Origin of the sequence: Polyangium sp. 15x6, assembly GCF_029960785.1 — a bacterium.
GTDB lineage: Bacteria > Myxococcota_A > Polyangia > Polyangiales > Polyangiaceae > Polyangium.
On record NZ_JASBQE010000045.1, the window covers coordinates 29093 to 54293 of the forward strand.

At 68.6% G+C, this 25201-nt stretch carries 22 protein-coding genes; 7 read left to right on the plus strand and 15 right to left on the minus strand.

What is annotated here, in order from left to right:
• The first annotated feature begins 102 nt into the window (after positions 1-102).
• From QHF83_RS28935 to QHF83_RS28945, 3 genes are all read left to right on the plus strand, one after another.
• Positions 103-447, plus strand: a complete 345-nt coding sequence (locus tag QHF83_RS28935; protein ID WP_282421203.1) for a rhodanese-like domain-containing protein — start codon at positions 103-105, stop codon at positions 445-447.
• A 10-nt stretch (positions 448-457) separates the two neighbouring features.
• The gene (locus tag QHF83_RS28940) at positions 458-1288 is read left to right on the plus strand and encodes a sulfite exporter TauE/SafE family protein (RefSeq protein WP_282421204.1); all 831 of its coding nucleotides are present in this window, start codon (positions 458-460) and stop codon (positions 1286-1288) included.
• A 221-nt stretch (positions 1289-1509) separates the two neighbouring features.
• Positions 1510-2787, plus strand: a complete 1278-nt coding sequence (locus tag QHF83_RS28945; RefSeq protein ID WP_282421205.1) for an FAD/NAD(P)-binding oxidoreductase — start codon at positions 1510-1512, stop codon at positions 2785-2787.
• Between the two features lie 312 nt (positions 2788-3099).
• On the opposite strand, the gene QHF83_RS28950 is transcribed toward QHF83_RS28945, so the two are convergent.
• The 5 genes from QHF83_RS28950 to QHF83_RS28970 form a co-directional block, all read right to left on the minus strand.
• On the minus strand, positions 3100-3888 hold the full coding sequence (locus QHF83_RS28950) for an HAD-IA family hydrolase (RefSeq protein WP_282421206.1): 789 nt from the start codon (positions 3886-3888) through the stop codon (positions 3100-3102).
• 67 nt (positions 3889-3955) lie between these two features.
• Positions 3956-5062 carry an FIST N-terminal domain-containing protein gene (locus QHF83_RS28955; RefSeq protein WP_282421207.1) on the minus strand — a complete coding sequence of 369 codons (1107 nt, stop codon included), beginning with the start codon at positions 5060-5062 and terminating at the stop codon, positions 3956-3958.
• A 36-nt stretch (positions 5063-5098) separates the two neighbouring features.
• Positions 5099-5356, minus strand: coding sequence for a hypothetical protein (locus QHF83_RS28960; RefSeq protein WP_281312007.1), 258 nt, complete (start codon positions 5354-5356; stop codon positions 5099-5101).
• Positions 5357-5790: 434 nt separating this feature from the next.
• Complete coding sequence (locus QHF83_RS28965; protein WP_282421208.1) at positions 5791-7515, minus strand: serine/threonine-protein kinase; 1725 nt, start codon at positions 7513-7515, stop codon at positions 5791-5793.
• Between the two features lie 74 nt (positions 7516-7589).
• Positions 7590-9173, minus strand: a complete 1584-nt coding sequence (locus tag QHF83_RS28970; RefSeq protein WP_282421209.1) for an aldehyde dehydrogenase family protein — start codon at positions 9171-9173, stop codon at positions 7590-7592.
• A 682-nt stretch (positions 9174-9855) separates the two neighbouring features.
• Here QHF83_RS28970 and QHF83_RS28975 point away from each other — a divergent pair.
• The gene (locus tag QHF83_RS28975) at positions 9856-10290 is read left to right on the plus strand and encodes a hypothetical protein (protein ID WP_282421210.1); all 435 of its coding nucleotides are present in this window, start codon (positions 9856-9858) and stop codon (positions 10288-10290) included.
• 3 nt (positions 10291-10293) lie between these two features.
• Here the strand turns inward: QHF83_RS28975 and QHF83_RS28980 are convergent, their stop codons facing one another.
• The 5 genes from QHF83_RS28980 to QHF83_RS29000 form a co-directional block, all read right to left on the minus strand.
• Positions 10294-10929, minus strand: a complete 636-nt coding sequence (locus tag QHF83_RS28980; RefSeq protein ID WP_282421211.1) for a hypothetical protein — start codon at positions 10927-10929, stop codon at positions 10294-10296.
• A gap of 38 nt (positions 10930-10967) precedes the next feature.
• Entirely contained in the window at positions 10968-11423 is a 456-nt protein-coding gene (locus QHF83_RS28985; protein WP_282421212.1) for a hypothetical protein, read from the minus strand.
• Positions 11424-11480: 57 nt separating this feature from the next.
• Complete coding sequence (locus tag QHF83_RS28990; RefSeq protein WP_282421213.1) at positions 11481-12158, minus strand: hypothetical protein; 678 nt, start codon at positions 12156-12158, stop codon at positions 11481-11483.
• Entirely contained in the window at positions 12155-12487 is a 333-nt protein-coding gene (locus QHF83_RS28995) for a hypothetical protein (RefSeq protein WP_282421214.1), read from the minus strand. Before QHF83_RS28995 ends, QHF83_RS28990 begins: the two co-directional genes overlap by 4 nt.
• 82 nt (positions 12488-12569) lie before the next feature.
• The gene (locus tag QHF83_RS29000) at positions 12570-12755 is read right to left on the minus strand and encodes a hypothetical protein (RefSeq protein ID WP_282421215.1); all 186 of its coding nucleotides are present in this window, start codon (positions 12753-12755) and stop codon (positions 12570-12572) included.
• A gap of 226 nt (positions 12756-12981) precedes the next feature.
• Between QHF83_RS29000 and QHF83_RS29005 the strand changes: the two genes are divergently transcribed.
• Complete coding sequence (locus tag QHF83_RS29005) at positions 12982-14013, plus strand: glycoside hydrolase family 18 protein (protein ID WP_282421216.1); 1032 nt, start codon at positions 12982-12984, stop codon at positions 14011-14013.
• 274 nt (positions 14014-14287) lie between these two features.
• Here the strand turns inward: QHF83_RS29005 and QHF83_RS29010 are convergent, their stop codons facing one another.
• The 5 genes from QHF83_RS29010 to QHF83_RS29030 form a co-directional block, all read right to left on the minus strand.
• The gene (locus QHF83_RS29010) at positions 14288-14455 is read right to left on the minus strand and encodes a hypothetical protein (protein ID WP_282421217.1); all 168 of its coding nucleotides are present in this window, start codon (positions 14453-14455) and stop codon (positions 14288-14290) included.
• 326 nt (positions 14456-14781) lie between these two features.
• Positions 14782-15090, minus strand: a complete 309-nt coding sequence (locus QHF83_RS29015; protein ID WP_282421218.1) for a hypothetical protein — start codon at positions 15088-15090, stop codon at positions 14782-14784.
• Positions 15091-15213: 123 nt separating this feature from the next.
• The gene (locus QHF83_RS29020) at positions 15214-15549 is read right to left on the minus strand and encodes a hypothetical protein (RefSeq protein WP_282421219.1); all 336 of its coding nucleotides are present in this window, start codon (positions 15547-15549) and stop codon (positions 15214-15216) included.
• Positions 15550-15862: 313 nt separating this feature from the next.
• Positions 15863-16204 (minus strand): helix-turn-helix domain-containing protein, encoded by a 342-nt coding sequence (locus QHF83_RS29025; RefSeq protein WP_282421220.1) that lies wholly within the window; start codon positions 16202-16204, stop codon positions 15863-15865.
• A 280-nt stretch (positions 16205-16484) separates the two neighbouring features.
• The gene (locus QHF83_RS29030) at positions 16485-18563 is read right to left on the minus strand and encodes a response regulator (RefSeq protein WP_282421221.1); all 2079 of its coding nucleotides are present in this window, start codon (positions 18561-18563) and stop codon (positions 16485-16487) included.
• A gap of 225 nt (positions 18564-18788) precedes the next feature.
• On the opposite strand from QHF83_RS29030, the gene QHF83_RS29035 reads away from it, so the two are divergent.
• Positions 18789-22793, plus strand: a complete 4005-nt coding sequence (locus QHF83_RS29035; protein ID WP_282421222.1) for a CheR family methyltransferase — start codon at positions 18789-18791, stop codon at positions 22791-22793.
• Between the two features lie 11 nt (positions 22794-22804).
• Complete coding sequence (gene glgB, locus QHF83_RS29040; RefSeq protein ID WP_282421223.1) at positions 22805-25066, plus strand: 1,4-alpha-glucan branching protein GlgB; 2262 nt, start codon at positions 22805-22807, stop codon at positions 25064-25066.
• The last annotated feature ends 135 nt before the right edge of the window (positions 25067-25201 follow it).

A 25201-nucleotide genomic window follows, 5' to 3' on the forward strand; every position in this document is an offset into this window, starting at 1 on the left:
GAGAGCCCACGCGTATCCTGAACAATCGAGGCTCTTGCGCGGTGTGCGCGTGAAACGGTGGGTGGCACCCCCCTTGCAGTGCGTCCCGCGAGGAGAGAGCCCATGCCCACGCTGTTCGAGAGGTCCACCCCGAACCCTGCTGGTTATCGTGAGGTCGCGCCGAGGGACGTCGCCGCGGCGATCCCCGGCGCGCGGCTGATCGACGTCCGCGATCCGGACGAGCTCCGCGGCGAGCTCGGTCACGTGGCCGGCGTCGAAAACGTCCCGCTCGCTCGATTGAACGTGGCCGCGCTCTCCAAAGACGAGCCGCTCGTGCTCGTATGTCGATCCGGCCGCCGCTCGGCGCAGGCCGCCGCGGCCCTCTCGGCGGCGGGGTGTCGCTGTATCATGAACATGACCGGAGGCATGATCGCCTGGAACGAGGCGGGCCTGCCGGTCCAGCGCTGAGGGAAAAGCCATGCTCGCCCTCGGCGCTGCGCTCGCGCTCGTGATTGGTGTCGTCCTCGGGATGCTCGGCGGCGGAGGCGCCATTCTCATGCTGCCCATGCTCGTGTATCTGCTCCACGTCGAGCCGCGGGCCGCCATTGCCACGTCGCTCTTCGTGGTGGGCGTGACCGCGCTCGTGAGCCTCTTCTTCCACGCGCGGCGTGGCCACGTTCGTTATCGGGTCGGCGCGCTGTTCGGCGCCGCGGCGATGGCCGGCGCTTTCGTGGGCGGGCGGCTCGCGCATTTCGTCCCCGAGACGATCCTCCTCGTCGCGTTCGGCGCGACGATGGTGGGGTCGGCCGTCGTGATGCTGCGCGGGCGCGGCGAGGGCTCGGCGGAGCGGCGCGAACTCCGCGTCGAGCGCGCGCTCTTGCTGGGTGGCGCCGTGGGATGTTTTTCGGGCCTCGTCGGCGCGGGCGGCGGCTTTCTCATCGTGCCTGCGCTCGTGCTGTTCGGCGGGCTCGCCATGCGCGAGGCCGTCGCGACCTCGCTGTTCGTCATCACGCTCCAATCATTTGCCGGATTCGCGGGGCACGTGGCGCACGCCCATCTCGATCCGGTCCTCGTCGCTACGGTCACCTCGTTCGCCGCCTTCGGCAGCGTGACGGGCGCGCTCCTTTGCAAGCGTGTATCCCCGGACGTCCTGCGCCGCGTGTTCGCGTGGCTCGTCGTCGCAATGGGGCTCTTCATGCTCGGAAAGCAGCTCCCGCTGCCGCTCCTCCTCGTCGTGGCCGCGCTCGCCCTCGGCGTGATCACGCGCCCGTTTGCCGGGGCATTGCCCGGTCGTCCCGCCGCAAGGTAACATCCCAGGCCGCCGCGCTCCTCGGGGTCTCCCGGGTTTTGCGTGTCCGCAGAGCGTGTTCCGGTGAAACACCGTGAAACGCCCGTGAAACGGGTCTGGAACGTGCCAGGACGCGTGTTCGCGGGGCGCGCGTGTTCCAAGGCGCTGGCGCGTGGAGCGCGTGGTGGCATCTTGCTTGCTTCGCGCCGCGACGAACCGAACCCCTTGGAAGAGAAAACGAGATGGCCACGACCACGCCCGCACCGACCTCCCCGAAAGCAAGCCACCCGCGATCCGAGGCCGCGGCGATCCCGGAGCTCGGGCGCGCGCGCGTCGTCATCATCGGCGGCGGCACCGCCGGTATCTCCGTGGCCGCGCGGCTCGCGCGCGCCGGCGTGGAGGACATGGCGATCGTCGAGCCCTCCGAAAAACACTACTACCAGCCGCTCTGGACGCTGGTCGGCGCCGGCATCGTGAGCGCGGAGCAAACGGAGCGCGACGAGGCGGCCTACATCCCCGCGGGCGTCCGCTGGATCAAGGACTTCGCGGAGGAGATCGATCCGGTCGCGCAAACCGTGCGCGTCCGCGGCGGCGGGCGGGTCGGCTACGATTTCCTGGTCGTCGCCCCGGGCATCCAGCTCGACTGGGACGCGGTCCCCGGGCTCAGGGAAGCGCTGAAGACCGACAGCGTGTCGAGCAATTACGATTTCCGCCTCGCGCCGAAGACCTGGCGCCTCATCGAGGCCTTCCGCAGCGGGACGGCGCTGTTCACGCACCCGGCGGGGCCGATCAAATGCGCGGGCGCGCCGCAGAAGATCGCGTATCTCGCCTGTGATCACTGGCGCAAGACGGGCGTGCTCGATCGATCGAAGGTGATGCTCGGCTCGGGGCAGAAGGCGATCTTCGGGGTCGCGGAGTACCGCGCGCTGCTCGAGAAGGTCGTCGAGCGCTACGGCATCCAGACGAAATTCGAGCGCAACCTGGTCGAGGTGCATCCGGACCGAAAGGAGGCGGTCTTCGCCGTCATGGGAGATCCGGCGGGCGCGCGGGAGACGATTCGCTACGACATGATGCACGTGGTGCCGCCGCAGAGCGCGCCCGATTTCATCAAGCGGAGCCCGATCGCGCACAAGGAGGGCCCGAACAAGGGCTGGGCCAAGGCCGACAAGCACACGATGCAGAACCCCGAGTACCCGAACGTCTTCGCGCTCGGCGACGCCTCGGAGCTGCCGACCTCGCGCACGGGCGCGGCCATCCGCAAAGAGGCGCCGGTCCTCGTGGAGAACCTGCTCGCCGTCATGAATGGCAAGGAGCCCACAGCGAAATACGACGGTTATGCCTCGTGCCCACTCGTGACCTCGTACGATACGATGCTCCTCGCCGAGTTCGATTACAGCGGCAAACCCACGCCGTCGATCCCGATCATCGATACGATGCAGGAGCGGCACGACATGTACCTGCTCAAGCGGTACGGGCTGCCCTGGATGTACTGGAACCTGATGCTGCGCGGTCTGTCCTGAACCGTAGCGCCGGGGTTTCACCCCGGGCCCGACCAGGGGCTGTCCGCCCCTGGACCCGGACCAGCGCAAGCGCTGGACCCGGGGTCGATGAACTGCGCGATGCGCAGTTCATCGAACAGGTCGAGGAACGACCCCTGCCAACCAAGACCGCCGCGCTGACCGTTCGACGGGCGACGCGGTCCAACGGGCCCGTTGGAAGAACTGCGCGGAGCGCAGTTCTTCCACCCTCGGTCCAGGCCGTGCCTGGTCCGGGTCGAGGGGCGGACAGCCCCCGCGGGGTCCGGGGCAGCGCCCCGGCGAGGCGGCTCCGGCTCACGCCGCCTTCTTGATGCGCGCGAGCGTCCCCCGGGCGAGGGCGTCCCGATCCACCTCGTCGAGCGACGTCACCACGAGGTCCGCGCCCGCCGCCCGCAAGAGCTCCTCGTCGCCGAGCCGCGCCACGCCGATCGCGCGCATCCCGCCAGCCTTCGCTGCCTGAACCCCCGACGTCGCGTCTTCCACCACGAGCGCCGCCTCGGGCCGCACGCCGAGCTCCTCCGCGGCCCCGAGGAAGATGTCCGGGTACGGTTTGCCCCTCGGGAACGTCCGACCACAGACGTTCGCGTCGAAGAGGTCGACGAGCGTCGTGCCCGGCTCTTTCCCGAGCGGATCCGGACGGATGCCCGGCATGGGCTCGGGCACGACGATCCGCGCGAGCAGCTCGTTCGCGTTCTTCGACGACGACGCGACCGCCATCGGCAAGCCCATGTCGCGCGCGGCGAGCACGAACCGCAGCGCGTCCGGGAAGGCCTGGAACGCGCCTTCCCGGATGAGGCCCAGGATCTTCGCTTGTTTCGCCGCGCCGTACTCCGCGGCGCGGGCCGCGGCGTCGGGGACGTCGAAGTACTCGAGCGCCGCGCGCGCCCCGTCCTCGCGAGGTTTGCCGGCGACGATCTCCTGGTAGACCGCGGTGTCGAAGCGGGCCGGCGTGTAGCGCGACCGCGCCGCGAGGTCCTTCCACGGGCCCCGCATGAGCTCCTCCAAGGTCTCCCGCCAGGCTCGCTCGTGTGGCGAATCGACGAGCACGCCATCCACGTCGAAGAGGATCCCCTCGAACGCCATGCATGGGCAGATGGAGCCCCGAGGGGCCCACGGGAAGCCCCGCGGCGAGCTCGTGCCGAGGAGGCGATCAGCCGAAGAGGAGCATCGTCGCCGTCTGGTTCACGTGGCCGAGGAACTGCTCGCCGTACGTGCTGAACCCGACCGTCGGGATGCCCTCGAAGATCTCGCCGTACGGCTCGATGAGGCCGCGGGTCTCGATCTCGAGCGTGCGCAAGACGCAGTCGAAACCGACGAGCGCGGAGGCGCCGCCGAGTTCGTCGCGCGCCGTCGCGAGCGCGCGGCGCGTGTCCTCGACGATGTCGGTCGCTTCGAGCACCGTGAGGACCGTGCCCTCGGGGACGTTGCAGTAAAAGACGACGCTCTCGCCGCGGATCTGCTGCGGGCTGCGCACGAAGGGTTCGTCGCCGACCATCAAGCCGAGCGGGTGGTTCTGGAAGTAGTTCGCGAGCTCGTCCGCCGGGATCCCGAGCACCTCGGCATACCGAGCCGCCGCGGGTTTGCCGTCGAACGCATGCACGACGCGCGCGGCCTCGTCGCAGGCGGTGACGCGGAGCGCGCGATCGAGCGGGCGGAAGCTCTGCGTCTTCCACGCGCGAAACGGTACGGCAGGCTCGAGCAGGAGGAGGACCGCGGCGTTCGTGAAGGCCATGCCGTCTTTCGCGACCCACGTCGACGTGAAGGTGAGATCGTCGCCCGCGGAGCCGCCGAGGATCGGGATGTCGGTGAGGTCGCCGAGGCGATCCATGAGGCGCTCCTCGGCGCTGCTGAGGCCGTCGACGAGCAGGAGGCCCACGTGCCGCGAGGGATCGAGGCTCGAGAGCGGCCTTCCAAAGTGCGCTTCGAGCGGAGCGAGCGCGTTCTTCACGTCGGCGCGATCGCGGAGGTCCTCGATGACGGCGACGGCCGCGTCCCGCACGATCTCGCTGCCGAGCGCCATCGCGACGACCGTGCCCTTGCGCCACGCGCGGCCCTCACGCTCGCCGGCCGTCGTGCAACCGACCACGAGCGCACCCGGAAACGCGCGTTGCATCGCCTCGGCGAGCGCGCGGGGATCCCGGCGGCCACCGGCGAAATAAAGGACCACGACGGGCTCGACCGAGGCGAGCTCCGCGCGCATGACGCGCGCGACGTCGTCTGCGCCGATCACGGTCGCATGGGCAGTTCGAACGGGCACGGTGAAAGTCCTCCTGCGTGCTCTCGAAGAAGATGGCTAGCGTTGCGGGCCCGAGGAAGGCGGAGGGCGCCACGACACGCCCGCAGGCTGCGCGGACAGGTCGACGCCGAGCTCGCGCGCGAGGGCCTCGAGCTTGCGAAGGACCTCGGGATCGTCGGAGGTGGTGTCCGTGTGCTTGGAAGGGTCGATGCCCTTCAGCATGAGCTTCGCGCGGACGAACCCCGCCATCGTCGGGTTGCCCCGCGACCGATGGGCGACGATGGCGTCGATGATCTGCTTGACCTTCCCCGACATGCTTTCGCGAGCTCTCGTACCCCGAAACGCGGCGCGATCTCTCGCCCCAGAGTCATCATCGCACAAACGTCACGTCACGCGCGAGGGCTGATCTTTTCTCGGGTCGCCGCGCCGGGGCGCTGCCCCGGGCCCCGCGGGGGCTGTTCGCCCCTCGACCCGAACCAGCGCAAGCGCTGGACTCGTGATGGAAGAACTGCGCGATGCGCAGTTCTTCCACCAGCCGGTGGCAAGACTGGCGAAGTCCGTCTCACGCACGGACCGCGATGTCAGCGTCGCCGGTCTTGCCTCGGCCCGTTCGATGAACTGCGCATCGCGCAGTTCATCGACCCCGGGTCCAGCGCTTGCGCTGGTCCGGGTCCAGGGGCGGATAGCCCCTGGTGGGGCCTGGGGCAAAGCCCCAGCGCAGCGGCCAACATGAGATCGAGGCGAGGGCTCTACGCCGGCGCCGGCGCGGCTGCCGCGCTGCCTGCGAGCTCTGCGAAGAAGGGGGCCAGATCTGCCCGGCCCCGGAGCGGCGCGCAGATCCGACCCGACGAGCGCAAGAGCTCCATCTCGAGCTTCTCGGCGCGCCGGCCGACGTCTGCGAGCGCGAGGAAGTGCTTCGCTTTGCGATCTTCCATCGCCCGATCTGCGATCACGAGGCTGTGCCGGAGCTCTCGGATCTGTTGATCCACCTCGGCCACTGCGCGCTCTTTCTCGACTGCGGCTGCTTCGACCTCGAGTTCGGCGTGGCGCGCGTCTGCCCAGAGGTCGACGAGATCGGCGAGCGCACGGTACGCGTCTGCGAGCTCGCGGTAAGGCTCGCGGAAGCCGCTCCGGCCCTCCCAGAACACCACCTCTCGGTGCGCCTCGCGCACGCGCGGCGGGAACGACCTCGCGGCTCCGGCGAGCGGCGCGATGCCGGCCCGCGTCGCGCGTGCTTCCTCGCGCGTCCGCGAGATGTCCACCGTGAGCCGATCCATCGCCTTGCCCTGGCGGAAGCGGCCCTCCTTCCACTCGCGGTGGATCGTGTCGAGCGCGCGTTGCTCCTCGACGCCGCGGGTTCGCAGCTCCGCGAGCTCCTTCACGTGCGCCTTCATCTGCTCCAGCGTCCGCGCAACCTCGACGGGCAGCGCACCGCCGTACGTCTTGCCGACGAGGCGCTCCACGATCTCCACGCGCGTGCTCCAGCGCTGCGCTGCGGCCGCGGACGAAGGGCGCGGCGGCGCGATCGGCACCGCGTCGAGATCGGGCGGCGCGGGGACCCGCGCGGCTTCGCTGACCTCCTTCAGCGCTGCGAGGACCCGGTGCGCGTCGACGGGCCGGCCGTCGGGGACCTTCGCCATGAGGTCGTAGACGAGCTGATCGAGCGCGGGCGGCACGTCCGGCAGGTGCTCGCCGAGGCGCGGCGGCGGCTCCAGCATGTGCTTGTTCAGGATCTGCGCGGGGCTCGGCGCGTCGAAGGGCAAACGCTGCGTCAGCATCTCGAAGAGGATCACGCCGAGCGCGTACAGATCGGCCGGCGGACCCGCGTCCGACGACGTCGCGCGCTCGGGGGCCATGTACTCGGGCGTGCCGAAGACCTCGCCCGCGTTCGTCAGGCGCACGTCCTGCGCGCAGCGCGCGATGCCGAAATCGAGGAGTTTGACCCGGTCACCGCGGAGCAAAAAAACGTTCTCCGGCTTGAGATCGCGGTGGATGACCTCGAAGTCGTGCGCGCGGGCGAGCGCGCGGGTCATCTGGATGACGATGGGCAGCGCGCGCGCGATCGACACCGGGCCGTTCGCGATGACCTCCGAGAGGCTCTCGCCTTCGAGCAGCTCCATCACGAGGAACGGCGTGCCGTCCTCCGCGTCGCCGTGATCGAAGATCTCGATGATGTTCGGATGCGCGAGCCTTTGCGCGAGCTTCGCCTCGCGGTTGAAGCGCTCGCGCGTGGTGTGATCCGAGGCGAGCTGCGGGTTCAGGAGCTTCACCGCGCAGGGTCTGTCCGTGAGCAGGAAGCGGGCGCGGTACACGGAGGCCATGCCGCCGATGCCGATGAGCTCGTCGAGCACGTACCTGCCCGCGACGGTGGTGCCGAGCCACGGATCCCGGAGCACGACGAGCGTGGAGCCGTCAGCGAAGCAAGTGTTGCTCTCGCTCGGATAGCGGAGGCTGCACGTGGGACAGGACTTCATGCGCGGCGCAGGGGAGGGCAGGGGGCGGTGGCGTGGGCGGCCGGTCCCATCCACCTCCCCCGAGTGCCACCTGATTACAGGATCTCGCCAATGCGCTGCAAGAGTCCGCCGCCGGAGAAGAGCGCCCGGAGCCCTTTGCGGAACCAGCCATAACTCTGGGCGGTGTACGGGAACCAGAGCGGGTCCTTGCTGCCCATGCCGACACGCTCGACGCTGACGTGCTTGATGTTGCACATCTCCCGCAAGCCCTCTTCGCCCATCGCACGGCCGAAGCCGCTCGCCTTGATGCCGCCGAAGGGCGTGTCAGGCGTGCCGCCGTTCGTCAGCACGTCGTTCACGAGCACGCTGCCCGCCTCGACGCGCTCGGCAAGACGCGTCGCGTGATCGCGGTCGCGGGAGAAGACGTACGCGTTCAAACCGAGGTGCGAGTCGTTCGCGAGGCGAAGCGCCTCCTCCTCGGTCGAGACGCGCATGAACGGCACGATCGGCCCGAAGATCTCCTCGGTCATCACGGTCATCTGGTGGTTGCAGCCGTCGATCACGGTCGGCTCGAAGAACTGCCCCGGCCCCTCGCGCCGCTTGCCGCCCGCGCGCACCGTGGCGCCCTTCTGCAGCGCGTCAGCGATGTGCTTCTCGGCGACGTCGATCTGGTGCGGGAAGATGATCGCGCCGACGTCGACGAACTCCGCGCTCGGATCCCCCTGCCTGAGGTCCCTCGTCAGCTCGACGACGCGATCGACGAGCTTGTCGTGCACCTCGCGGTGCGCGTAGACGCGCTCGACGGAGACGCAGATCTGGCCCGAGTTCGAGAAGCCGCCGAACACGATGGCGCGCGCGGTGCGCTCGACGTCGGCGTCGGCGCAGGCGATGAGCGGCGCCTTGCCGCCGAGCTCCATCACGCACGGGATGAGCCGCTCGCCGCACGCAGCCGCGACCCTGCGGCCCGTGGCGACGCTGCCCGTGAGGATCACGAAGTCCGGCTGCGCCTCGATGAGCGCCGCGCCGGTGGGCCCGAAGCCGGGGACGACCTGGAGCAGATCCTCGGGCAGGCCCGCGCTGTCCCAGACCTCCTTGGCCTTCTGCGCGATGAGAGGCGTGACCTCGCTCGGCTTGATGACGACGGCGTTGCCCGCGAGCAGCGCGAGGATCGCATCGCGCAAGGGGAGCTGGAACGGGTAGTTCCAGGGCGAGATCACGGCCACGACGCCGCGAGGTTTGTAGTGGATGAAGCTTCGGCGATGCTTCATCAGGTGGAGCTTGATCTCGTGCGGCGCGAGGACGCGCGGAGCCGCCTTGGCGAAGAAGGTCGCGATGTCGGCGGCGACCATGACCTCGTGGAGCAGGGCCTCGTGGCGCGGTTTTCCGCACTCACGCACGAGCAGGTCGACGATCTCGTCGACGCGATCGACGATGGCGTCGCGGAAGCGGAGCACGCGCTCGCAGCGCTCCTCGACAGGCAGCGCGCCCCAGGCTTCCTGCGCGCGCCGCGCCCGCTCGACGGCGCGCTTGACCTCGTCGGCGGAGGTGACCTTCACCTCGCCGAGGAGCTCGCCCGTGGCAGGCGCGTAGCTCCGGATCTTCGTCGCCGCGTGCCCATTGGCGCCCGGACCGCTCCCCGCAACGCTCCCCGCCCCTCGGTCCATCACCACCTGGCCCATTTCATCCTCCCTTGCAGGAAAGCCGAGCGACCGGCCCGGCGCGTCATGCGCATCCGCGCATCCGCGCGGGCTCCTCGCCGGCACGGTCGTCGGAGAACGTAGCCAAAGGGACGGCATGCTTCAATACGGAGAGCTCGCACCTCGGACGGCGCCCACGCAAGCTGCTGTCCAGAACGAAGGCATCCCACGACCGAGGGCGTCCCCGACCCCAAGGGCATGCCTCCGATTGCCCTGCCACAGCGCAGCGCCGGGGTTTCACCCCGGACCCCGACCAGGGGCTGTCCGCCCCTGGACCCGGACCAGCGCAAGCGCTGGACCCGGGGTCGATGAACTGCGCGATGCGCAGTTCATCGAACAGGCCGAGTCAAGACCCGTAACGACCCTGCCAACCAAGACCGCCGCGACCGGCAACGCCGTCCCTGGTCTTGCCACCGGCCTGTGGAAGAACCGCGCATCGCGCGGTTCTTCCAACTTGAGTCCAGCGCTTGCGCTGGTCCGGGTCGAGGGGCGGATAGCCCCCGCGGGGTCCGGGGCGGCGCCCCGGCGCGGCGGCTCACGGTGGAACGAATCCTTCGTCCGGAACGAAGGTGCTCCTCCTGGGCTTCGGGTGTCCTGCTCGATTTTGCGACGGGCTCTTGCGTTCGTGGGGGCTGGTCCGAATAGCCATGTCGGGGGAATGGACATGAAACAGACGCTTGGCTCGCTCGGGGCGGTTCTTTGGCTCGCGGGGACGGTGCTGCCGCTCGTGCCGGGGACGGCGCATGCGGTGGAGGGGCTCTCGATCGAGATGGGGGCGAAGGCGCAATTCCTGAATGGCGCGCTCATCGGCATTCCGGTCGTGTACACGTGCCCGACGGGGAGCACCTCTCCGAGCGTGTCCGTGCAGCTCTACCAGGCGTCTGGGCGCGAGGTCGTGAACGGGGTCGCCTTCGAGGAGGGCCTCGCTTGCGACGGCGAACCGAAGGAGACGTTGATCTTCGTGGTGCCGAGTGGCTCGTCCCCGTTCCGCCGGAGCAAGGACGTCGTGGTCGACGTCAACATCTCGGTCTGCGACGCGCTCGCGGCCACCTGCGGAAATGCGTCTGCTGGGCCTGTGCTCCTGTCGCTGCGGCGGTGAGGCTCAGCCCTCTGCTTTGCTCACGAGCGCTGCCAGCCATGCCTCTTCTTCTGCGACGAGCCGCAGCGTTTTTTCGCGCGTGGAGGCACGAACTTCCTCGACCGGGGGGTCTTCGTCCGGGTTGTGGTAGGCGCTGAGGAGACCGATCGACGTGAGCCACTCGAGATCGTCGAAGCCGGCGCCGATCTTGCGCAAGAAGTCTGCAATGACCAGCGTCAAGAGCTTGAAGTGGCCCTTGTATGGCAGACCGAGCGGACGTATCGGCGCCTCCTCGCTGATCCAGAGCGACGCGGTCGTCGCGAGCGCTCGCGCGGCGACGGCTGGCTCGTCCGCGAGGATCTCGACGACGTCGGCGATCATGGTGAGCGCCTCTGGATTGCCGAGGGCCCTCATGCCTTTGCCCTCGAAGTGCCGCGCTTCGATCTCGGCCGGCACGACCGTCGCGCGGAGTGCGGCTTGTCCGTCGTGGGGTTCCCATACGGGCGAGATCTGGATTCCGGTCGCGCGCGTTTCGGTCCGGAGGTTCACCGTGTGGAGCAGGATCGCTCGCGCGTCGTGCATCAGGTGGTCGATGTCCGGGAGCGCGTAGCCCTCCGGAAGCTCGAGGAAGGCGCGGCCGGAGGCGGGATCGAATTCCATGCGCCCTTCTACCACGGATCGGGGACGCCGATCGCGGCCTAACGTTTGACCAGATCCCCGAGGGCCGGTGACGCGCCCACCGTCCAGGCGGTCCCGGGACGCACGAAGCCCCACTCGCCGTCGGCGAATACCCACACCTCGCGCAGCTGCGTATCGCCCCGATAGAACGCGATCTGCGCGACCTGCTTGCCGCCGCCCGGCTGCTGCTCGGTCACGCGCAGGGCGTCCACGAGCGCTGAAAGCTCCTGCCCGCGCTTCTCCGCCGTGCCGCCGGCAGACCAGGTTATGACCGCGCGATCGGCGGTCCGCACCAGCGGCAGATCCGTCGCGGTCGCCGCGGTACGCGCGTCTGCTTGCGTGCTGGCGGCTGCGATCGGTCGCGCCTCGGTGGCTGCGCTGGGAGCGCCGGGACTCGGAGCCGACTGCTGGGGAGAGTTGGTGCTGCAGGCGAGTGCGCAGGTGGCGAACACGCACCCGAGGAGGAACGATCTCATGAGGGCCTCGATACCGGTCGGCGGTGGAGACAGGAAATCCCAGCCGGCCGTGGCTCGTCAAGCCCCGAGCGCGCAGAGCACGAACGAAGTCGGCTTCAGGCGGAACGGATAGAAGCCGGTTCCGTAGCAGCGGAGGAGGGGGAAAAACGGGTTCGTCTCGATGATGGTGTTCTTTTGCGCGAACTGCCATTCGAGGCACTCCACCATGTCGGTCAATGCGTATCCGAAATACCAGGACGCAGCGTCCGCCTGGTCTTTGGGAAGGCCACTCGTGTCCAGCTTGCAGGGCAAGTACCAGAGCGCGCTGTCACCAATGCTCATGAAGAGATCGCCGGGGCGCGGCTCGCCAGGGGTGAGCGGCTGGAGCGCCCGTGCTTGCTCCAGGCGACTCCAGCCGTTCCTGTGGCGCACCAGGAGCTTCTTGAGCGCGCCGTACCTCCAATCCCACTCCCCAGGCACCCCCTTGGCGAGCTCACACAGCTCGATGAACCTCGATCCGTCGGCGATCTCCGCGCGGATCGTGATGTCCTCCGGCGCCGGGAAGAGCCCCGGCTCGTAGCTCCTCGCGAGCTCGTTGTGCTCGCCGAGCAGCGCCACGGCGCGCTCTCGATTGGAGGCGCAGCTCGGAGGGACGAACCAATCGATGGCCGAGAATTCGTTCAAGACGCGCCGTACGTACGGCGTCGCCGGGCCATACTCGTAGTCCGCCGGGTCGAATGCGAAGGACGTCTTCATGGCACGAGCCTTCCGAGCGTCGTCCGAAGGCCCTCACGATCCACACGTACGACGAGGATGCCCGTCTCTCCGGGGACGATGCCGACGCCAGAAAGGAGCGAGCCGATGATCGGACCCGACGCGCCCTGGCCGAGCATGTACGTGCGCCCCGCGGGAATGACTTCTTCGACCGCATCTTCGAGCGCACGCACGGCTTCGCCGAAATCGACCGGAGCATGCGCCAGCTTGCCGCGCGTCAGCTCGAGGATCTTTCGATCGCGCTCGCTGAGCCCGAGACCATCGAGGCGCAACGGCGTTTGCAGCGCAGTGAGATCGGTGGGCAGGCGCATGCCTGCGTTTTACCGCTTTCCAGGAAGAGCGTCAAAACTGCTCGGCGTGGTCGCGCACGAACTGGGCTTCGTAGCGCGTGACCTAGTCACAGACGCCCTTGCTCTCCGGCACCGGCTCCTCCGCGGGGTGCATGCATTTTTTGCTGATGCATGCATCGGAGCCCATACACGCCGCGCCGGGGCCGCCCTTCGGCTTGCAGGTGCCGACCACGTGGCTCTTGTCGCGGGTCAGCCCGTAGGTGTGTCTTCGCGGGTACCTGCCGTTCACGCGGTCCCCGGGATCGCAGTACGACGCCGGGCCGCATGCGGTCTCGTCCTTGAGGACGTTACAATCGCTCCCGTCCGCTTGATTCGGACCGATCTCCGAGCCCACAGCCGCAAAGGAGGGTCAGCGCCGCGAGCAGCCAGCCGATGTGTTTCATGGCCCGATGGATGCCTTCGGGCCATCTTCGCGGCAACTTCCGGGGCCTCGTGTGGTACGGCGGATTCATCCCATGCCCCCTTCCAGATCCCAGCGCCAGGTCTCCCGTCGGCAACTGCTCGCCGGCGCCGCCGTCGTGGGAGCATCGACCCTCGCGTACGTCGTGTGGTCGCCCGGCGCGACGGTCGGCGACGGCCGCCACGATCTCGGCACGAACGGCATCTGGATGCAGCACGGCTGGCTCGGCGCCGATGCCTGGTTCACGCGGTATGGCAAGGAGGCGAAGAAGCCGCTCTTCCGGGATCCGCGAAAGCTCGCCGAGGCCGCGGATCGGCTCCGCCGCCACCGTATCCGCGACGTCTTCCCGCACCTCTGCCCCGCCGAGCCCGGGGGGGCCATCGCGCCCCACGACCCGACCCAGACCGAGCGATTCCTCGACGCATTCGAGCGATTTCGCGTCATGCCCTGGGTGGGCGGCGTGCTCGGCGAATCCGCCCGGCCGGACGACCCCGCGTGGCGTGATGGCTTCACGCGCTCCCTTCGCGCGCTCCTCGACGCCCACCCTCGAATCGCCGGGATCCACGTCAACATCGAGCCTTGCCCGAGTGGCCATGCGTCGTTCTTGACGTTGCTCGAGGAGCTCCGCGCGGGCTTGCCGAAGGGAAAGCTGCTGTCGATCGCGGCTTATCCGCCGCCGACCGTCTTGCACCCCTTCAAGGAAATACACTGGGAGGAATCGTATTTCCGCGAAGTCGCGCAGCGCGCGGATCAGCTCGCGGTGATGATGTACGACACGGCGCTGACGAACGTGAAGCTCTACAAGAGCCTCATGACGCATTGGACGCGCGAAGTGCTCGATTGGGCGGGGACGACGCCCGTCCTGCTCGGGCTGCCGGCCTATGACGATCCGGGCGTCGGCTACCACGACGCGAGCGTCGAAAACGTTCCGATTGCGCTCGCCGGGGTCCACGCGGCCTTGCGGACGTATCCCGTTCTCCCGGCGAGCTACCAGGGCATCGCGCTTTACTCGGACTGGGAGATGACGGACGACGAATGGGAGACCCTTCGGAAAGGGTTCCTCCGGCCCGAGGGGCCGTTCCCTTGAACGTTCTCCCGGGAGGACAACGGGGCCACGTGGCGGCAACTTCCGGATCCGTCGTCCTCGATGCGAACGAGTATCCAATCGAACCCGGTGACGCCTGCGTCCAGGAAGATGCGCCGGACCTTGGGGGTGACGAGGAAGGCTGGGTGGGGGAAGAGGGCGTCGCTCACGTCGCCCTCGAACCCTACAGGGTAGCTGGATCGCCCAGCAAATCCGTTCCGTCAAACGCGATTTTGACGTCCGTCTTCATGCTCTTTCGTGCTGCGGCCGGGGCTTGCTACTTGCCGAAGTATGGCTTGATTGCCTCCAGCCACGACAGGGCCCACGGGGCCATCTTCGGGTGCCCCGGGAGCCGCACACAGACGCGGATCTCCGCGCGGGCGAGCGACGGCACGCACAGGACGAGGAGGAGCGCGAGCAAGAAGTGGGCCCCAGGGCGACACATGCGAGCCTGGTCACCGAAAACGTGTTCGCGGGGCAACTTTCCACCGAAACCACACCCCGACCCGTCTCGCGCCGATCCTGAAAGGCTGAACCGCCCGCCGACCCTTCCTCGCCGGAACAACGGTTCCGTTTTTTGTCGCCCGACCCTTCCTTTACAAAAAACGGAAGGCTCGGCGGCGCCACGACCCTTCCTTCCCCGACCGAGCTTCTCCTCGACGCGCCGCGGACCCGTCGGGCGCCCGTTCGGCCTCCCCTTTTTTCGCAGACGACCCTTCCGCGGCGAATTTGGGAGAGGCCTTCCGCGCGAAAGACGCGTCGCGAGGCGATTCAGGGAACCGTTTTTTCGTCGAGGAAGGGTCGAACGCCGGTTCGGGAAACCGATATCGCGCGAAGACGGGTCGAAACGCTTATTTTTCCCAGGTTTCGCCGCCGCCCGGGCTTCTTGGCGGCGCTCGCGTCGGGGATGATCTGCGCCTCGGTGAGGCCGAGGTTCTTCAGGTCGCGCTTGAAGTTCCTGAGGCGCGTGTGCGCGCCCCGCACGGCGGCGCGCCTCGATGGCAAGGACACTTGTCGAGCATCGAGCAGGGTCTCGCTGCGATTACCCTCGAGACCATCGAACGCATTGCACGCGCCCACGAGCGTACCCATGTCACCAACGGCCATGGCGGCGGGACGGTGCAGAAGATTCCCAAGTGAGGTGTGACCGCAGAGCTGGTTGGCAGGATCGGGCGCACGCCCGAGCCCAACGAGCGATGTCGTCTACTTGATGCCGAGCGCGACACCCTCGGGGTGGATGGCGATCAGGCGTCCCGTCTCGGCGTCGAATTCGAGGCCCACGTTCTCCGGGTTGCCCTTACGTTTGGCGTCCGGAGACGGAAGCAAGAGGCCCACGAAGATTCGACCGTCCCGATGGTGCTCTCGTACGCCGATGAACGGCTGCTGTCGAAGCTCATCTGGCAGGAGAGGGACGAGGCTTTCGAGGTCGAAGCGGCGTGAATGCTTTGCCATGTTCGCTCCCATTCGCCGTTGGTAGCGGAGAATCATCACGACATTGGCAACGCCTAAGCCGAGGAGGAGGAGGACCGCGCTCAGCATGTTCCTCCTGTCCCTAGCATGGGACGTTGGCGGGCGGCTACGAGGTGGACCGAGAAAGACGACGCGGAGCGGCGGTCCGATGACGAGCCGGGCCCCGGGCGGAGGGGAGCTGGCCGGACAGCGGCTCGACGCGCTCGGCGGTCGTTGGTGTTCTTGGCGAGTGATGCAGGGGGCGTGGCGGGTGGGGGCGTACCCCGAAGAGGTCTGGATCGTGCGGAGCTACGGCGCGGCGATTCCCGAGGGCGCCCGCGTCTTCGCGCCCGAGGACGCGGCGTGGGCCGCGGTGCGGCGCGGCCTCCAACTCATACTACGTCTACGTCGGGGGTTCGTGCGTCGTGAGCGCTTCGAGTTCTTTCCGGAGCTTTCGGCGTTCGCCCTTCGGCAGCTTACGAGCGAGTTCCACGATATGATTCAGCTCGTCGTCTGCTGGAAAGGTGATGATGCACAACGAAGGCACACCGAGCGCGAGTGCAATGCGTTCGATGGTCTCGATGGTGATCGCAGCGAGACCTTGCTCGATGCTCGCCAACTGTCCTTTCGACATCGCGCCGGCCGAGGCGAGATCCTGCAAGGACATGCCGCGCTCTTGGCGCAGCTCGCGGACACGATTGCCAACTTTCAGACAGAGTGGCTTGGCTTCGGTTCGTCGGGGCAACGGTTCCTCCCTACTCGCGCATGAGGGTCCGAGGTCCCTACCACAGACTCCGCACCGAGACAAACCCCGCGGACAAACATTCGTGCGAGCCCCCTCGGAGAGAGATACGAGGGGGCCCGCGGTTCGTTGGATCACCGCCGTTTCATGGTCCTGAGCAGCTTGGCGACGGCCGTGTGCGCAGCCCGCGCGGCCTCCGTGTCGTCATCGGTGTCCGCGATCATCCCCAGGAGCCGGTCGGCAGCGTCATGCGCCACCACCGCGGCGTCGATGTCGCTTGTGCCTAAGCTCCCGCGCCCGCTTCCGCGCCCGCGCCCGCGCCCGCTCCCGCCCCCTCGCCCCGCCCCCGCACGATCCTCGCGATCGCCGCCACCAGATGCGCCGGATGAATCGGCTTCGCCACGTACCCGCGAAACCCTGCGGCCAGCGCTTGCCACGTCTGATCCGCTTCCCCCGCCTCCAGCACCGCGATCGATGGCAGCGCCCTTCCGTCTCGCGCTCGCAACCGCTCCACGAACGTCACGCTGGTTCCCCCGGGCAGCCCCATGTCGCTCACCACCACGTCCAGCGCAGACTCCGCCACGAAGGCCACCGCCTCCTCCGCCGACGACACCGAAAGCACCACCGCGCCTCGCCTTTGCAGCACGTCCGCGACGAGCCCCTTCGTTTCCGCGTCCGGCAGGACCAGGAGCACCCGGATCCCCTCCAGGATCCGCCGCTCGTAATTCGTCACGTCCGGCAGCCCCGCGCCCTCCGGCACCTCCCGCGACGGGATCGACACCGTGAACGTCGCGCCCGCTCCCTTGCCCGCGCTCGTCACGCTCACCGACCCGCCGTGCAGCTCCACGAGCTTGCGCACGATCGCCAGGCCCAGCCCGAGCCCGCCGTGCTTGCGCTTCGTCGAGCCGTCCTCCTGGCTGAAATACCCGAACACCTGCGGAAGCAGACCCGGCGCGATTCCCTCGCCCGTGTCCGACACCGTCAGCAAGAATCGCTTGCCGAGGTGCTCGAACCGCACGTCGACCCGCCCTTCCGCCGGCGTGAATTTGATCGCATTGAAGACGAGCTTCCACGTCACCTGCCACAGGCGATCGGGATCCGCCATCATCACCGCGCCGTGGGATTCCACCTCGCATTCGAACGTGATGTGCTTCGCGCGCGCGAGCGGGCGCAGCGCGTCCACCGCTTCGTCGATGATCGCCCTCGGGTCGATCGGCGCGAGGTGGACCTGCAGACGGCCCGTCGCGATACGCGAGGCGTCGAGGATGTCCTCGACGACCCGCCGCTCCGCCTCGGCGCTCCGGGCGATCGTGGCGAGTCCGCGCTCCGCGCTCGGGCCGTCGAGCGCGCCCGCGCGGAGCAGGCTCGACCAGCCCACGATCGCCGTGAGCGGCGTGTTGAGCTCGTGCGAGACCGTGGCGAGGAACTCGTCTTTCATGATCTCGCAGTTCGCCGCCTCCGCCTCCTTGCGCGCCCGGTGCTCCGCTTCCTCGGCGCGCTTTTGCTCGTCGATGTCGGTCGCCGTGATGATCCACCCCGTCACCCGGCCTGCGTCCCGCTGCGGCACCGCGCGCGCGATGTGCCAGCGGTACGCCCCATCCGATCGCCTGAGGCGCGCCTGCACGTCCACGCCAAGCCTCCGCCCGAGCGCCTTGCGCCAGAGGGAAATCGCGTGCGCCCGATCGTCCGGGTGCAGCGCCTCGAGCAGCCCGCGCCCCACGTCCCTTCGGCTGCCGAGCCCTGCGTAGCGGGACCAGGCGGCATTGGCATAATCGAATTTCCCGTTGCCGTTCGCGGTCCACACGCAGATGGGCATGGCCTCGATCACGCCCTGGTAGCGCTGCGCGTGCATCCGCTCCATCGCCTCGCGCTCGCGCTCGCGCAGGAGCGCGGCTTGCCGCTTGACGATCTCCTTTTGCCGGAAGAGCTCGACGAGCACCATCACCTTCGAGCGGAGGATGCTCGGCTGGCAAGGCTTCAGGACGTAATCGACGGCGCCGGTCTCGTATCCCTCGAGGATGAAGGACATGCTGCGCTGCACGGCGGTGATGAAGAGAATCGGGATGTAACGGTGCCGCCGGCTCTGCTTGATGAGCTTGACGGTCTCGATGCCGTTCATGACCGGCATCTGCACGTCCATGAGGACCAGCGAGAAATCCATCGCGAGCAGGCATCGCAGGGCCTCCCGGCCGGACGCCGCTTTCACGAGCTCGTAGCCGAGCGGCTCCAGCGCGACCTCGAAGGCGAGCAGGTTCGCGGGCGTGTCGTCCACGATCAGCACCTTCGGCGTCGGGAGCTTGATCTTCGCGCCGTCCTCCTCCCGCGCCCCGAGGCCCGGTGCGCCTGCTCCACCCTCGCCCATCGCCGCTCCTTCCCCCAACTCCCGAAAAAAGCAGGCTATCGTGGCCGACCGCCGCCTCGGGCGAACTCGGACCGTCCCGGCTTTCCGTGTCGGGAGCCGCCGCCCTTCGTCCGTCCGGCCCGGACCTTACGTGGTCTACCCAGTGACGAACAGCCCCGCGTGGTGGACTGGATTTCGTTTTTCGCTTCCGCGTAGCGAATCCAGGGGATAACAAAACCACCCACCATGACGCGCTCCTCCCCCGGACCACGTGATTCGTCCTCGCCCGGCTACCCCCTGTTCGTCGGCGTCGGCGCTTCCGCGGGCGGGCTTTCGGCCGTGCAGGAGTTCCTGCGTGGCATTCCGGAGGGCGCGGGGCTCTCGATCGTGGTCCTCCTTCACCTCGAACCCTCCACGGGCGGCACGCTCTCCGAGCTCGTGGCCAAGGCCACGACGCTGCCCGTCCTCGAGGCGCAGGATGGGATGCCGCTCGAGCCGGATCACGTCTACGCCGCGCCGAGTCGTTGCCTGCTCACCATCCGCGACGATGTCCTGCACATCGTGCCCGCAGAGAGCCCCGAGGAGCGGCACGCGCCGATGGATCATCTCCTCCACGGCCTTGCCCGCGAGTACGGCGAATCCGCGGTCGCGGTCATCCTGTCGGGCGACGGCAGCGACGGCGCGCTCGGGCTCCGGGCCGTGGGCGAGGGCGGAGGCTTCACGATGGTCCAGGATCCGGCCTCCGCGCGCCACGACAGCATGCCGCAGAGCGCGCTCATGACCGGCGTCGTCGATTGCGTGCGCCCGCCCGCCGAGCTCGCCGCCGAGCTCGTGGCCTACGCCGAGCACCGCAAAGAGACCTCCGGCGACGAGGACACGCTCCGCCGGGACATCGCCGACGCCTTGCCCGCGATCTGCGAGATCCTCGCCCAAAGCACCGGGCACAATTTCAAGCACTACAAGACGAGCACCCTCATCCGACGCACCCTGCGCAGGCTGCAGGTGCTCCGGATCGACTCGGCCCACGGCTATTTGCTGCGGCTCCGGTCCGATCGGTCCGAGGTCGACGAGCTCTTCAAGGATCTCTTGATCGGGGTCACCGCCTTTTTTCGGGATCCGGAGGCGTTCGAGGTCCTCGCCAAGGAGGTCCTCGCCCGGCTCGTCCGGGAGCGTTCGCCCGATCAAACCTTGCGTATCTGGGTCCCCGGCTGCGCGACGGGCGAGGAGGCGTACTCGATCGCCATGCTCGCGCGCGAGGCGCTCGATACCGTGGGCGCCGCGCCCGTGGTGCAGATCTTCGCCACGGACATCGACGAGCAGGCCCTCGCGACGGCGCGGCTCGGCGCCTATCCGCTCGGCATCGCGGACGAGGTGCTGCCCGAGCGGCTGCGGCGTTTCTTCGTCCGCAAAGGGCAGCATTACCACATTACCAAGGAGATCCGGGAGCTCGTCCTTTTTTCGGTCCACAACCTCATCAACGACCCGCCATTCTCGAAGCTCGACCTCGTCTCCTGCCGCAACCTGCTCATCTACCTCGGCCCGCACCTCCAGAAGAAGCTCATCCCGCTCTTTCATTACGCGCTCCGGCCCGGCGGGTATCTCTTCCTCGGGCCCTCGGAGAGCCTCTCGGCGCACCGCGAGCTCTTCCGGCCCATCGACGCGCGGCACCGGATCTCGCAGCGATTGCCGACCGCCGTGCACGTCCCGGGGCTCGTGTCGGGGCGCGACGGGCCGCCGGCCACGGTGCGCCCGCCGAACGTGCCCTCCGCCGGCGAGACCGACATCTACCTGCTCATGCAGCGGATCGTCCTCGACGAGTTCGCGCCGAAATCGGTCGTCGTCGACGAGGATGGGCAGATCGTCTCGGCGTCGGGCAACCTCGAAAAGTATCTCACGATCACGGCCGGCGCGTTCCACAACAACCTCGTGCGCCTCGTCCGCGAGGGGCTCGCCGTGGGCCTGCGGGCCTCGCTCTCGCTCGCCATCAAGGAGCGGCGCAAGGTGGTCCACGAGGGGCTCTCGGTGCGGACCACGAGCGGCACGCAGCGCGTGATGCTCACCGTGCAGCCGATGCCCCAGATGGGCGAGCAATCGGGCCTGTTCCTCGTGGTCTTCCAGGACGTCGGCCTGCCCGTCGCGCGGGAAGAGGCGCGGACGAAGGCGGCCGAGGACGCCGCCGTGCTCCTCGAGCAGCTCGAGCAGGAGCTCACGACGACCCGCGCGGACCTCGAAAAGACGGTCCAGGAGCTCGAGATCGCCAACGAGGAGCTCAAGTCGAGCAACGAGGAGCTGCTCTCGATGAACGAGGAGCTCCAGTCGGCGAACGAGGAGCTCGAGACCTCGAAGGAGGAGGTGCAGCACGCGAACGAGGCGTTGACGCGCGCCCACACCGACCTCGAGAACCTCCTCACGAGCACGCGGATCGCCACGCTCTTCCTCGACGACGACGGGCGCGTCCAGCGCATCACCCCCGCGATCGCGGAGATCTACAACGTGACGCAGGCCGACGTGGGGCGGCCGCTCGCGCACTTCACGCACCGCATGAAGCAGATGCCGGTCTTGCCGGAGATCGACGACGTGCGGCGCGCGGAGAGACCGATCGAGGACGAGATCGAGGCGGCGAGCGGCGCGACGTTCCTCCGGCGCGTGCTGCCGTACCGCAATCAGGTGGGCTGGACCGACGGCGTGGTCGTGACGTTCACGGACGTGACGGCGCGCATCAGGGCCGAGGCGGCCGTGCGCGAGAGCGAGCAGCGCCTGCGCCGGATCATCGACAACATGCTCGGGTTCGTCGCGGTGCTCGATCTCGACGGCACGCTGATGGAGGTGAACCAGGCCGCGGTGAACGTGGGCGGTTTTTCGCGGGAGGAGGTCATCGGGCGCAAGTTCTGGGAGTGCCCGTGGTGGACGCACGACGAGGCCGAGGTCGCGCGGCTCGAGGACGCGGTCAAGCGCGCCGCGGACGGCGAGACGCTCCGGTACGACGCCGTCGTGCGCGTCGCGGGGGACGGGCGGATCGACATCGATTTCATGGTCGCGCCGATGCGCGACGAAAAGGGGTGCGTGACGCACCTCATCCCCTCGGGGATGGACATCACCGATCGCAAGCGCGCCGAGGAGGCCTTGCGCGAGGCGGATCGTCGCAAGGACGAGTTCCTCGCCACGCTGGCCCACGAGCTCCGAAACCCGCTCGCGCCCATCTCGAACGCCGTCGAGATCTTCAAGCGGCTCGGGCCGCAGGAGCCCACGCTGCAGACCGCGCGCGAGATGATCGAGCGGCAGGTCTCGCACATGGTCCGGCTCGTCGACGATCTGCTCGACGTCTCCCGCATCACGCTCGGCAAGGTCCAGCTCCAGAAGCAGCCGATCGACGTGGCGGACGTGGTGCGGCAGGCGCTCGACACGAGCGGGCCGATCATCGAATCGCGACGGCACGACATGCAGGTGATCCTGCCCCTCGTGCCGACCCGCGTGGAGGGCGACCTGACCCGGCTCGGCCAGGTGGTGGGCAACCTGCTCAACAACGCGGCGAAGTACACGGACGCGGCGGGCACGATCCGCCTCGTCGTGGAGCGGGATTCGAGCGATCCGAAATTCGTCCTGCTCCGCGTCCGCGACACGGGCCGCGGCATCGATCCGGCGGCGCTCCCGCACGTCTTCGACCTGTTTTACCAGGTGGATCGGAACCTCGACCGGTCGGAGGGCGGGCTCGGCATTGGTTTGTCCCTGGTCCGCACGCTCGTCCACATGCACGGCGGCACCGTGCGGGCGTACAGCCTGGGGCGGGGGACGGGGAGCGAGTTCGTGGTGCGTCTGCCGGTCCTGCCGGACGAGCCGAGGGTGCAGCCGGAGGCGGGGACGGCCGTGGCCGAGAGCGCGGCGCCGGGCGTGCGGGTGCTCGTGGTGGACGACAACCTCGACGCGGCCGAGAGCATGGCGATGTTGCTCGAGTTCGACGGCCACGAGGTGCTGATGGCCCACGACGGCGTCGCGGCGGTGGAGATCGCCCTGCGCGAGCGGCCGTCGGTGGTGCTGCTCGATATTGGCTTGCCGGGGCAAAACGGGTACGACGCTTGCCGGGTGATGCGCGAGCAAGGACTCTCGGAGACGCTCATCGTGGCGATGACGGGATACGGGCAGGACGAGGATCGACGACTCTCGCAGGTGGCGGGCTTCGACGCGCACGAGGTGAAGCCCCTGAACCTGAAGGCCATCCGGCGGCTCGTCTCGGAGCGGGCCGGGCGGCGGTGAGCGGTCGATCGATGGACGCTACCGATTTTGATCGCATCGCGGCGGGGGAGTCCACGGATCCGCACCGGTCGCTCGGCCCGCATCGCGAGGACGGGCGGCTCGTCGTGCGTGCTTTCCGGCCGGAGGCGCTCTCGATCGTCGTGCGTCCCGACGATCCGAACCTCAAGCCGCGCGTGATGACGCGGGTGCACCCGGGCGGCATCTTCCAGGTCGCGTTCGAGGGCGTCGAGGGGCCGTTCCCGTACCGGCTCGAGGTGCGCTCGTCGCGCGGGGCGACGAGCGGGCGGGACGCGTATGCCTTTCCGGCGTCGCTCGAGGAAGGCGAATTCGATCCGGCGGGGGAGGGGGCGGAGCGCGAGCTCTGGCGGCGGCTCGGGGCGCACGTGGGCGAGGTGCAGGGCGTCCTCGGGACGGCGTTCGCCGTGTGGGCGCCCGCGGCGCGCCGGGTGAGCGTGGTCGGCGATTTCAATCGCTGGGATGGAAAGCGCCACGCCATGCGCCGCACGAAGGCCGGCGTCTGGGAGATCTTCGTGCCCGACGTGCGCGCGGGGGCGACGTACAAGTACGAGATCAAGACGGCGAGCGGGCTCGTTCTCATGAAGAGTGATCCCCTGGCGTTCTCGGCGGAGCTCCGGCCGAGCCACGCGTCGAAGGTCGCGGCGCGGTCGTTCGTCTTCACCGACGGGGACTGGCTCGCGGCGCGGCGGGAGGCGGATCCGCACGTGCGGCCGATGAGCATTTACGAGGTCCACCTCGGCTCGTGGCGGCGCAAGCGCGCGCCGGGGAAGGGGGACGGGCCGGGGACGTGGCTCTCGTATCGCGAGCTCGCGGACGAGCTCGTCGAGTACGTGGTTTCGCTCGGCTTCACGCACGTCGAGCTCTTGCCCGTGATGGAGCACCCGTTCGACGGCTCGTGGGGCTACCAGGTGACGGGGTATTTCGCGGCGACCTCGCGCTTCGGCGATCCGGACGATTTTCGTTATCTCGTCGACCGCTGCCACGCGCGCGGGCTCGGCGTCTTGCTCGACTGGCCGCCCGCGCATTTCCCCAAGGACGCCTTCGCGCTCGGCCGCTTCGACGGCGAGCCGCTCTACGAGCACGCAGATCCGCGCCGGGGCGAGCACCGCGAGTGGAGGACGTTCGTCTTCGATTACGGCAAAAAAGAGGTGCGCAATTTCCTGATCGCGAGCGCGCTCTACTGGCTCGAGGAGTTCCACGTGGACGGGCTGCGCGTCGACGCGGTCGCCTCGATGCTGTACCTCGATTACGGCGCAAAACACCCGGACGAATGGGAGCCGAACGAGTTCGGCGGCCGGGAGAACCTCGACGCGGTGACGTTCTTGCGCGAGCTCTCGGACGCCGTGCACCGGGATTTTCCGGGGGCGGTGCTCTGCGCGGAGGAATCGACGACGTGGCCGGGCGTCACGCGGCCGACGTACGTGGGGGGCCTCGGCTTCGATTTCAAGTGGAACATGGGGTGGATGCACGACACGCTCGATTACTTCGCGCTCGACCCGATCTTCCGCGCCTTCCACCACACGAAGATCACGTTTGGCCTGATGTACGCGTTCTCGGAGCGATTCCTCCTGCCGCTCTCGCACGACGAGGTCGTGCACCTGAAGCGCGCGCTGCTCTCGAAGATGCCGGGCGATCGCTGGAAGCAACACGCGAACCTGCGAGCGCTCTACGCGATGATGTGGGCGCACCCGGGCAAGAAGCTCGTGTTCATGGGCGGCGAATTCGGGCAATGGGGAGAGTGGAACCACGATCGGGCGCTCGACTGGGAGCTCCTCGGCGAGGAGGACCACGCGGGCCTGTCGCGGCTCTTGCGGGATCTGAACGGGGTTTACCGGAAGTACGAGGCGCTCTGGGAGCTCGACGAGAGCCCGGCGGGGTTCACGTGGATCGACGCGAACGACGCGATCCAGAGCGTGGCCTCGTTCGTGCGATTTCCGCGGCAACCGGACGGATCGGAGGAGCCGTGCCCGAAGCGGATCCAGAAAGGGATCTTCGTGGTGTTCATCGGCAATTTCACGCCGCTGCCGCGTCATGGCCATCGCGTGGGCGTGCCGCGGCGGTGCCGATACCTCGAGGTGCTGAACACGGATGCGCGGGTGTACGGCGGGAGCGGGGTGGGGAATCTGGGGAGCGTGGACTGCGAGGACGTGCCTTCGCACGGGTTCGAGCAGTCGATCGTGCTGACGTTGCCGCCGCTCTCCGGGTTGTTTCTGGTGCCGGAGCTCGAGGAGGATCCGGTGGAGGTGGGAGCGTAGGCGGCAAGCGCTCCTGCGCGTCTTTCGGCGCGCCGCGCGCGAAGCACGCGACGCACCGATTCTCCTGCCGAGACCGCGCTGAAATCAGGGCACACCGCCCCATCGCGCCCGCTTGCGCGGTAGCGCGGACACCTA

Excerpts from the sequence above, each read along its gene's own strand:
- QHF83_RS28935 (WP_282421203.1), top strand. The coding sequence starts at position 103 with ATGCCCACGCTGTTCGAGAGGTCCACCCCGAACCCTGCTGGTTATCGT.
- QHF83_RS28940 (WP_282421204.1), top strand. The coding sequence starts at position 458 with ATGCTCGCCCTCGGCGCTGCGCTCGCGCTCGTGATTGGTGTCGTCCTC.
- QHF83_RS28945 (WP_282421205.1), top strand. The coding sequence starts at position 1,510 with ATGGCCACGACCACGCCCGCACCGACCTCCCCGAAAGCAAGCCACCCG.
- QHF83_RS28950 (WP_282421206.1), bottom strand. The coding sequence starts at position 3,888 with ATGGCGTTCGAGGGGATCCTCTTCGACGTGGATGGCGTGCTCGTCGAT.
- QHF83_RS28960 (WP_281312007.1), bottom strand. The coding sequence starts at position 5,356 with ATGTCGGGGAAGGTCAAGCAGATCATCGACGCCATCGTCGCCCATCGG.
- QHF83_RS28965 (WP_282421208.1), bottom strand. The coding sequence starts at position 7,515 with ATGAAGTCCTGTCCCACGTGCAGCCTCCGCTATCCGAGCGAGAGCAAC.
- QHF83_RS28970 (WP_282421209.1), bottom strand. The coding sequence starts at position 9,173 with ATGGGCCAGGTGGTGATGGACCGAGGGGCGGGGAGCGTTGCGGGGAGC.
- QHF83_RS28975 (WP_282421210.1), top strand. The coding sequence starts at position 9,856 with ATGAAACAGACGCTTGGCTCGCTCGGGGCGGTTCTTTGGCTCGCGGGG.
- QHF83_RS28980 (WP_282421211.1), bottom strand. The coding sequence starts at position 10,929 with ATGGAATTCGATCCCGCCTCCGGCCGCGCCTTCCTCGAGCTTCCGGAG.
- QHF83_RS28985 (WP_282421212.1), bottom strand. The coding sequence starts at position 11,423 with ATGAGATCGTTCCTCCTCGGGTGCGTGTTCGCCACCTGCGCACTCGCC.
- QHF83_RS28990 (WP_282421213.1), bottom strand. The coding sequence starts at position 12,158 with ATGAAGACGTCCTTCGCATTCGACCCGGCGGACTACGAGTATGGCCCG.
- QHF83_RS28995 (WP_282421214.1), bottom strand. The coding sequence starts at position 12,487 with ATGCGCCTGCCCACCGATCTCACTGCGCTGCAAACGCCGTTGCGCCTC.
- QHF83_RS29005 (WP_282421216.1), top strand. The coding sequence starts at position 12,982 with ATGCCCCCTTCCAGATCCCAGCGCCAGGTCTCCCGTCGGCAACTGCTC.
- QHF83_RS29010 (WP_282421217.1), bottom strand. The coding sequence starts at position 14,455 with ATGTGTCGCCCTGGGGCCCACTTCTTGCTCGCGCTCCTCCTCGTCCTG.
- QHF83_RS29020 (WP_282421219.1), bottom strand. The coding sequence starts at position 15,549 with ATGCTGAGCGCGGTCCTCCTCCTCCTCGGCTTAGGCGTTGCCAATGTC.
- QHF83_RS29030 (WP_282421221.1), bottom strand. The coding sequence starts at position 18,563 with ATGGGCGAGGGTGGAGCAGGCGCACCGGGCCTCGGGGCGCGGGAGGAG.
- QHF83_RS29035 (WP_282421222.1), top strand. The coding sequence starts at position 18,789 with ATGACGCGCTCCTCCCCCGGACCACGTGATTCGTCCTCGCCCGGCTAC.
- glgB (WP_282421223.1), top strand. The coding sequence starts at position 22,805 with ATGGACGCTACCGATTTTGATCGCATCGCGGCGGGGGAGTCCACGGAT.